This is a genomic window from Candidatus Defluviilinea gracilis (assembly GCF_057138825.1).
The window spans coordinates 42,171-48,271 of the sequence record NZ_DBNHEF010000011.1 but is presented as its reverse complement, the minus strand read 5'-3'; the positions used below and the strand labels follow the sequence as shown (position 1 = coordinate 48,271).

The window sequence follows — 6,101 nt, the reverse complement described above, 5'->3', positions numbered from 1 at the left end:
AGTGGGGTCTGGTGTGCATGGCGCACAATTTACGAAAACTGGCGATCCAATGACCGCCAGTTTTTTTGTCTCTTGCTCCGTTTACGCCGTTTTCTCAACTTGTTCTTCCCCTTTTTAGACAACCCCTATCTTGACGTATGCTAATCACCAATCGGCACGATCACCACGCTGGCTTTGATGTGGTGGCGCAAGTCGCTGATGACCGTTCCGTGGATCAAATCTGAAACGCCCGTGTGACCATGTCCACCGACGACGATCATTTCTATATTCGAATCGTTGATCATTTTCGCCAGTTCTTTGCCTGGCTCGCCGCTTCCGATCTGCCATTCGGAGTTGACTTTGTTCGCTTTCATCATCTCGGTCAATTTTTCGAGTCGGTCGCGGTCTGCGAGCGTTTCGGAATCTTCACCCTCGACGCCCAGCCTTCTTGCCACTGGACTTTCGACAACGTGCAACAAGGTGAGTTTCGTTTGCTTTTTGTTGATGAAGCGCAGACTTTCCGTGAGCAATTTTTCGTCCTTGCCTGAAAAGTCCAATGCCACGCCGATGTGCTGGTAGGGCGGAGGTGGTTGGATCGCGTTGATCGTTTGCGCGGCTTGACGATGGACACTCCCAATGCGAAATCCGTTTTTGTCCAGCCAGGGATGCGCGACCACGTAAAGCAATAGCAGTCCGAGTAATACAGTTAATGGGATCACGGTCGCTTCGATGATCCACGCGTCGCTTCCCGCGTCGGCGATCCACGCTCCGATTTGGTCAACGATCAATTTGATGTTCAGCGACAAAATGATTCCCGCCACGATCCATGCCAGGGCTTTTATCTTCGGGCTGATGGTGAATTCGCCCATGCGGCGTTTGTCTGCTACTGCGTTGATCAGCGGAATGATCGCAAACGGCAGTTGAAGCGAGAGGACGACTTGACTCAGCACGAGCATCGCGCCTGTGGCGTTTTCGCCGAAGTGGGCGATGACGAGTATCGCGGGGATGACAGCCAGAAGTCGGGTAATGAGGCGGCGCAGCCACGGTCGAATCCGCAGGTTGAGGTAGCCCTCCATCACGATCTGCCCGGCGAGCGTGCCGGTGATGGTGGAACTCTGTCCCGAGGCGAGAAGCGCGATGGCGAACGCGATCGGCGCGATGGACGCCCCAAGCAGAGGCTCCAGCAAATGATGCGCGTCTTGAATCTCGGCGACGGCAAAATATCCGTTTCTGTGAAAGACCGAAGCCGCCATCACCAAAATCGCAGCGTTGATGAAGAAAGCAATGTTGAGCGATAACGATGTGTCGATCGTGTTCCAGCGCAGGGTCTTTTTGACTTCGTCGCTGTCGCGCCCGATCTTGCGAGTTTGCACGAGTGACGAATGCAAATATAAATTGTGCGGCATGACGGTCGCGCCTAAAATGCCGATGGAAATATATAACGCGGTCGCGTCGGGCAGGGATGGGACAAAGCCATGAGCGATGCCAACCCAATCAGGTTTGCCCAACAGGATCTCGATGAAGAAAGCGACGCCGATCGTTCCGACCAACGCGATGACCACGCTTTCCAGTTTGCGAATCCCCGCATGCGACAACAACAAAAGCAGGAATGTATCCAACGCGGTAAGTATCACGCCATACAGAAGTGGGATACCGAAAAGTAATTGAAGCGCGATGGCAGAACCGATCACCTCCGCCAAGTCGCAGGCTGTGATGGCGATCTCTGCCAGAATGTAGAGGGGGATATTCACAATGGGCGGATAATCTTCATGACAGACTTGCGCCAGGTCGCGGCGACTGACGATGCCGAGCCTCGCGGCTAAACTTTGCAGGAGAATCGCCATAAGGTTGGACATCAACAAGACCCAGATCAAGGCGTAGCTATAGCGGCTTCCGCCCGCGATGTCTGTTGCCCAGTTGCCCGGGTCCATGTAGCCGACGGATACCATGAGGGCGGGTCCAGTGATCGCCAGCCAGCGCCTCCATGAGGAGGCTTTGGCTGGCACAATAACGGATTCATGTACTTCTGAAAGGGAATTTTGCGAATGTTTTTTCATGTTTGTTCTTCGATGTTTGCGTGATAAAAGATTTGAGACAATACCATGTCACTCTGAGGGAGCGGGGTTTGCGACCGAAGAGTCTCTTGTGTTGGCAGTAGAGACCCTTCGCTATCGCTCAGGGTGACATTTTGAGATGACTTTAGAATAGTTTCGGCAAAAAGCGACCTGTGCGCTTCATGTATTCTCGATACTCATCTCCGAATTTTTCGATGAGGTTGGCTTCCTCTTTTGGTGTGCGGATCGCCATGAGGACGAATGCCAGGATGCCGAACATCCCGATAAACCAGTTGTCCGCCATCATGCCAAAGGACAAGATGAATGACGAACCGATCGTGTACAACGGATGACGAATGTATTTGTAAATCCCATTCGTGGTGAGTTTGTGCTCTTTGCGCGTCGCGCTGGTGGGGGTGATTCCGCTCCCGATACTGCTGAACAGCCAGTAAATGCCGAACACACACAGGATTCCAATCCCAACGCCGAGCCAGCGAATCGATTCGGGGAGTCCGATCTTCGACCAAGCCATCCATTGCGGATTAATGAGATAGATCAGCGGACTCAACCAGAGGATCAGTCCTCCGATACGGATGAAGTTCATCATCACGCCGCCGTCCACTTTGCGGGAAACGGTTTCGCCTGATTCTTTGTCCGCTTTGCGGCGGAAGTAACCTGAGATGCCGATGCCTGTGAACAAGACAAGCGCGGCGATCATGCGGAAAATATTTTCGTTCATTTTTTACCTTTCATTCGTTCTGTTAGTTCAAGATATTTGTCGTACGGTTCGGCTGTCCAGCCGTTGACTCCGTGTTTGGGGAAATACACGCCGTGTATATAAATCTGTCCGATTGTCATCAGGGCGATCACGCCCCAAAATGCATACCTGCTAAACAAAATGCCAACGATTGTCAGGACGCCGACAACGATAGCAAGTTTAGTGATCCTTCTGTTTGTTGGAACATGCTTTTCAAATTTGTTGAAGACAACGAAGTAAGCAAGGCTGGCAATGGTCAGGACGATGAGGATTTCGGTCAGGCTGACTGCTGGTAAAGATGGAAGTAAAACTGCGCGTTCAAACATGTTCGTTAACTTTCTTTGATTGATTTCTTGCAAAGGTCAATCGTAGGTCAGGCTTTTAGCCTGACGCTTTTCCGAATTTTGATGAATAGTGGGTTGAAAACCTGCCGTACAATTTCTTGTGTAAGAGGGCTAATAGACTTATTGCATACGCTCACCATGCAAAAGATTGTCAGGCTGTAAGCCTGACCTACAAAGCATTTAACTCTCTTCCACAAAAATCTTGCTTGTAATGTTCAACCCAAGCACCGAGGTTTTGCGCCCGACTTTGACCGTTAGATTGTGGTCGTATGATGAATATTCCTTCACCTCGATACTTGCGCCAGGCGTGATGCCGAGGGATTCGAGATGACGAAGTAACTCATCGTCCGCGGCTTTGACGCATTGGATCGTGCCAGTTTGATTCGGTCTCAGCGCGGAGAGCGGAGTCGAATCGTCCAGCGGCATCTTAAGATCGGCGGTGGGGATCAACTCTCCATGGGGGTCACGAAGCGGATGTCCCATCGCGGCGGCGATACGTCGCTCAAAATCTTCCGAGATGACGTGTTCGAGTCGCTCCGCCTCTTCGTGCACTTCATCCCACGAATAGCCGAGTGTTTGCACGAGCCACGCTTCGAGCAGACGGTGATGCCGAATCACTTCGAGCGCGGCTTTCTTCCCATCTTTCGTGAGCGTCACGCCTTGGTGTTTTTGATATTCAACCAGCGGCGGATTCGACGCGGCAAGTTTTTGAATCATGCCCGTCACTGACGCAGGCTTGATCTTGAGTCGTTCCGCGAGCGCGTTGGTGCTGGCCGGCGCGCCGCGATCGGTCAATTCGTAAATGTGTTTCAGGTAATCCTGAATCGAGATGGTGAGTGTTTGTTCCATTATCCGTTCCAAAGTGTGATCGTAGTGCAGGCGAAGAAGACCATGAACGCAATGTTGAAGCCTGCGCCTTCTGTCGCGTCGCGCAAAAATTGCGGCAGGATGCGGTTGATGACCAGCCACGCGATGGTCAGTGTGAGCGGGTTGATCCACGTCAACCAAAGTGGGAATGACGTTTGACCCGATGCAACCAAAATCGAAAACCAAATGGATGCGATCACAATGAAGATCATCACAGGAGCGTATGTGATGATCAAAACTTTTTTATGCCGCTCGATCATTTTGACGATCACCGCCTGCGACTCTTCGCTGACATTGTTCAACGCGTGGACGTATTCGCCCATGTAATAAAACGTGCCGTGGACGAACGCGCCCAGGATGGATGCGGTTCCGAACAAGCCGACAACTGTCAGCACAGCGGAGGTGTTCGCGCCGCCCAAGCCTTGATAGATGTGCCAGTATCCTGCGACGTATAAAGGTGTCCCGAACACGCCGAGCAACGCGCCCCAGATCATTCGGTTCGGTGATAGCACGATCATCTTTTCGGCGTCTGAAAGCAGTTTGGCGAACGGCTTGAGTTTGGGATACTCAGCGAGATTCACTTTGCTCGCGAGCAAAAGCACATCACCGATGGCATAGAGGAACGCGCCGAGGAAGGCGAGTAATCCAGAGATGCGGAGGGGGAGGAGAATGGTTTCCATAGTTTTCTGTTGTTGCGAGGCGATACTTCGACTTCGCAGAACGATGTTTATTTATTTGCCTGAAGAACTTTCAATCCCGAAGGGATGGAAGAATTATAGAAAATGGAACAAGGCACGATCAAATCCCGCAGGGATGACATATCCTCATGCAAAGCCATGACACCCCTTCGGGGTTGGCTTGCCTATTACGTGCAAATCTATAATCATTTCACTCCTTCGGAGTTACAACTTACTTAATCAATAATCCAGTTACCCACAACAGCATCATGCCTGTCAACACGCCGCTGAAGACGGTCATCGGTATGGCTTCGCGTTGGGTGTCTTTTTGAATCAATTTGGCGATTTCGTAAATGACTTGGAAGATCGCGCCTGCGCCGATGGCGAGGAACAGCACAGCGAGAAACGGCGAGGGAGCATATCCGCCGATCCATGCGCCGAGGATGGCGGGTGCGCCGCCGATCAATCCCATGACCGCGAGTCGTCTAATTGTGGGTTTGTCGCGTAGTACGGGAGCGATGATTCCAAGTCCCTCGGTGATGTTTTGGATGATGAATCCCACGACGAGGAATGTTCCCAGCGCGATCTCGCCGACGTTGTACGCCGCGCCGATGGCAAGTCCCTCGCCGAGGTTGTGGAATCCTATTCCGACCGCGATGATGAACGCGACCGATAAACGTCTCTGCGATTCATCGCCTGATGTGTTGGTTTGACTCTTTGAAATTGCATCCAACAAAAGGAAAGTTGCAACCGCGCCGATGCCGATCAATCCAATCCCTTGGAATGTGGCTGGAACTTCTGCCGCAAACTCCAGCGCTTCGGCGAGCGTGTCCAAGCCGAGGAAGATGAGCAAGCCCGCCGTTGCCGCCATGAGGAAGGTCATCGTGCGGCGACCGAGAGTCCGCAGTGCGGGGAACCAGAAGATGCCGATGAAAACGGGGATCACGCCGACGTATAAGCCGATCAATGTGAAGCCCCAGAATGTTGCCGCGTCGGGTTGTGGAGTTTCGAATGCGACGGGAATGTCCACGCCGAAGACGATTGCATTCGTTGTGAAAACGCTGACACCGTATGCTTCGCCGTAATTCCATGGATAGGGAATGTGAATAACGGCGCGTCCCAAGCGCGGTATCGTTGTATCTGGTGAAACCGTGAATGGCATGATGGCTTCGTTCACGCCGACTTGCGCAATTGTGAGCGCGTCAGGTCCCATGTTGCGGACGTGAAGCTCAATCACGTTTTGTTGGAGGTTGTAACGCTCGATGTCGAGAGTCTCGATGGGCGCGGCAGATTCCAAATCCAAGCCGCCGCCAGTGGAGAGGAAGAGCGCGATCACTCCAGCGAGGAGAATGATGGGGAGCAGAAGCAGGACGAAGGTCCGAAAGGTGAAGCGTGTGGGTTCAGTCGAATGAGTCATGATGAG

The 6,101-nt window shown here is 52.4% G+C and carries 6 protein-coding genes; all 6 read right to left on the bottom strand.

Translation table 11 applies throughout. From position 1 onward, the window contains the following. Positions 1 to 140: 140 nt before the first annotated feature. Entirely contained in the window at positions 141 to 2,036 is a 1,896-nt protein-coding gene (locus AC16KF_RS01305; protein WP_484035477.1) for an Nramp family divalent metal transporter, read from the bottom strand. A 142-nt stretch (positions 2,037 to 2,178) separates the two neighbouring features. Continuing rightward, positions 2,179 to 2,772 carry a methyltransferase gene (locus AC16KF_RS01300; RefSeq protein ID WP_484035476.1) on the bottom strand — a complete coding sequence of 198 codons (594 nt, stop codon included), beginning with the start codon at positions 2,770 to 2,772 and terminating at the stop codon, positions 2,179 to 2,181. Next, a complete protein-coding gene (locus tag AC16KF_RS01295; RefSeq protein WP_484035475.1) occupies positions 2,769 to 3,116 on the bottom strand; it encodes a hypothetical protein in 348 nt (115 codons plus the stop codon). Before AC16KF_RS01295 ends, AC16KF_RS01300 begins: the two co-directional genes overlap by 4 nt. Before the next feature lie 198 nt (positions 3,117 to 3,314). Continuing rightward, a complete protein-coding gene (locus AC16KF_RS01290; protein ID WP_484035474.1) occupies positions 3,315 to 3,983 on the bottom strand; it encodes a metal-dependent transcriptional regulator in 669 nt (222 codons plus the stop codon). Further along, positions 3,983 to 4,681, bottom strand: coding sequence for a DUF6796 family protein (locus AC16KF_RS01285; protein WP_484035473.1), 699 nt, complete (start codon positions 4,679 to 4,681; stop codon positions 3,983 to 3,985). Before AC16KF_RS01285 ends, AC16KF_RS01290 begins: the two co-directional genes overlap by 1 nt. Positions 4,682 to 4,910: 229 nt before the next feature. Further along, positions 4,911 to 6,095: a ZIP family metal transporter gene (locus AC16KF_RS01280; RefSeq protein WP_484035472.1), complete on the bottom strand. Its 1,185-nt coding sequence runs from the start codon at positions 6,093 to 6,095 to the stop codon at positions 4,911 to 4,913. Positions 6,096 to 6,101: the final 6 nt, after the last annotated feature.